This window comes from Vibrio sp. Vb1755 (assembly GCF_033338635.1).
Taxonomy (GTDB): Bacteria; Pseudomonadota; Gammaproteobacteria; order Enterobacterales; family Vibrionaceae; genus Vibrio; species Vibrio alginolyticus.
Genome location: NZ_JAWOTA010000376.1, coordinates 1 through 1,025 on the forward strand (window position 1 = coordinate 1; position 1,025 = coordinate 1,025).

Below are 1,025 nucleotides of genomic sequence, written 5' to 3' on the forward strand. Positions count from 1 at the left end.
CACTGGTTAACCCCTTTGTTGTGTCCGAAGAACGGACCACTGCTTTTTCTTATTTTTAAGGAAAGAAACTTAGGTCGAAGGCTGTTCTACCGTGTCTGTTGCGGTAGTTTCAGTCGTTGGTGCTTGACCCGTTTTACGTTTGTATTTCTCTTCCCAGTAATCTGCACCTTTGATACCTAGCGCAACTGGGTTGAACGTAAACTCTGTGACACCTTGCTTCTGTTGTTCTTCGTAGTCGGTCAGCGCTTTCAGAGCAGGCTTCGACATAAAGAAGATGATCAAGATACCCACGATGTTCAGCCAAGCCATCAAACCTACGCCAACATCACCCATCGCCCATGCTAGGTTTGCGGTTTTTACTGTACCGTAAAACACGGCTGAGATAAGTACCAGTTTTAAGATAAACATCAGACCGTTCACTTTAAAGGTACGGCGAATGTAGGCAATGTTTGTTTCTGCGATGTAGTAGTAAGCCAAGATCGTGGTGAATGCGAAGAAGAACAGTGCAACAGCGATGAACGGTTTACCAACTCCAGGCAGAGCACTTTCAATCGCCATTTGCGTGAATACTGGACCATTGGCCCCAATATCGGCTGGTAGGTTTTGCACAAGGAATGCACCTTCAACCGCACCGTGTACGTTGTACGCACCTGTGATAAGAATCATAAACGCAGTTGCCGAACATACTAGTAGTGTATCGATGTAGATTGAGAATGATTGAACCAGACCTTGCTGTGCAGGATGATCAACGCTTGCTGCCGCTGCTGCGTGAGGGCCGGTACCTTGGCCTGCTTCATTTGAGTAAACACCACGTTTAACACCCCAACCAATGGCAGCACCAACACCAGCCATAGGAGTGAACGCGTCTCCTAGGATCATGCCGATAATGCGTGGGATTTCACCGATGTTTAGAAGAATGATAACGAAAGCGGTGATGATGTATGCCAATGCCATGAATGGCACAACGATCTGAGTGAAGTTCGCAATACGCTTTACGCCACCAAAGATGATGAAGGCAAGAATGA

At 46.8% G+C, this 1,025-nt stretch carries 1 protein-coding gene; it reads right to left on the reverse strand.

The window, feature by feature from the left end; translation table 11 throughout:
* Positions 1–69: 69 nt before the first annotated feature.
* Positions 70–1,025, reverse strand: a 956-nt coding sequence (locus tag R7E00_RS25240) for an alanine:cation symporter family protein (protein WP_318124943.1), incomplete at its 5' end; no start/stop codon positions are given.